This is a genomic window from Nitrosomonas nitrosa, assembly GCF_003051105.1.
Classification (GTDB): Bacteria; Pseudomonadota; Gammaproteobacteria; order Burkholderiales; family Nitrosomonadaceae; genus Nitrosomonas; species Nitrosomonas nitrosa.
Map to the genome: position 1 here is coordinate 1 of NZ_QAOO01000078.1, position 1602 is coordinate 1602.

The 1602-nt window shown below is 44.9% G+C and carries 1 protein-coding gene; it reads left to right on the forward strand.

Annotated elements, in window-relative coordinates; genetic code table 11:
* Positions 1-1547: IS4 family transposase (locus C8R30_RS15635; protein WP_218143503.1), on the forward strand; the 1547-nt coding region annotated here is incomplete at its 5' end.
* Between the last annotated feature and the right edge of the window lie 55 nt (positions 1548-1602).

Consider the following 1602-nt stretch of genomic DNA (forward strand, 5'->3'; position numbering starts at 1 on the left):
ACAATAGTGTTCTAGAAGGGTATAATATTGCTTGCCTAGAAATATTATTAACTCCTAATAGAACACTCATGAATCCTGTCACAAAAATTACAGTTTTACCAGCTTTAACGGCTGATCTTTTGCAAGCAAGCGGAATCTTAATTGATAATATTTTTGCGATACTTTGGCAACGGATAGGGATAAAAACCTTATTGAACCGTTGTGGATTTAGCAAACGATCGGGCAGGCCCATTGATGAAGTGATTTACACGCTATCGCTGTGGTTATGGTTAAAGAAGGAATCTATCGGCATGTTTGCGCGAGAAGGGTTGCAAGGGATGGGTAAAGATGTGCTTTATGACACACTGAACCGGGAGGATCTGAACTGGCGCAAGCATCATGAGCAGATTGCCCGCAAGGCGCTGGCAAGCTATCAGGCGAAGGATAGCGCGTTTGTTGTGGATGATACGGTAGTGCGACGGTTTGGCCGCAAGATGCCGGGCATATCAAGCCATTTTGATCACACCCTGGGAAGGCATGTGATGGGGCAGCAAGTAGTGACACTGGGTTTGGCAAGCGAAGAAGGTTTTGTGCCATTGGATAGTGAATTGTTTATTAGCCAAGCAAAAGTCCAGCCTTTGCAACAATCATTCCAGGATGGGCGCAGTATAGTGGCAAAACGGTATCGTATTGCTCAAAGCCAAAGCAAACCAGAGATGGTTGCCAGTATGATTCGCCGGGCGCTGCGGGCTGGGATTGAGGCGAGTTATCTATTGGCCGACGCATGGTTTGGTAGTAAGACGATGATACGCCTGAGTCAGGAAACTTCATTGGTCGCCATTCTCAGGATGAAGAAAAACAAAATGAAATATCGCATAAGTGAATATGTCGAGGGTGTTATGGTTAGACAGGAATTGGATGCCAACTCACTTTATCGGCATAGTGTCCGTAAAAAATGGCAGACTGTTGCCGGGCAGGGCTACCAAGCTAAAATGGTAGATGCAGAACTCAATCTAGCCGAAAGCCCTAAGGCCCCTGAACAATGGGTTAAAGTTCGGTTGTTATTTGTCCGTGGCGCGATTGATAAAACTAAAACCCAGATAGGCAAGCATGACTGGGTGGTCTTTTTGTGTACTGATGCCGCTTTATCCGCCACAGAGATCTTGCAACGCTATGCCATGCGTTGGGCAATCGAAGTTTATTTCAAAGAAGCAAAACAGCATCTCGGCTTGCTGAAAGAGCAAAGCAACCATTATGCCGCCTATATCGCATCCATTCATTTGGCAGCTATCCGATTTTGTCTGCTGGCGATCGCCAAACAAATGCAAGGTGCCAACAGTATTGCCCAGATGCGACAGAGAGTGTGTAGCAATAGTACTGATATAAGCTTTGCCAGCAAATTATGGCAGGTATTTCGCGCAATCATTAGCGGTGCGTTAGATGAGCTAAAAGCCATATTGGGCGATACAATTACTTTAGTGCTCGAAACGATCGACGCACACATACAGTGCTTTTTTGTTCAAGCCTTGCAACTCGATCCCAGAACAATAAGGCTTGAGACTCTATAAATCAATATGATATCTCTAGTTTAAGAGGAAAAATGAACTCCGAAACTTTAGTTAA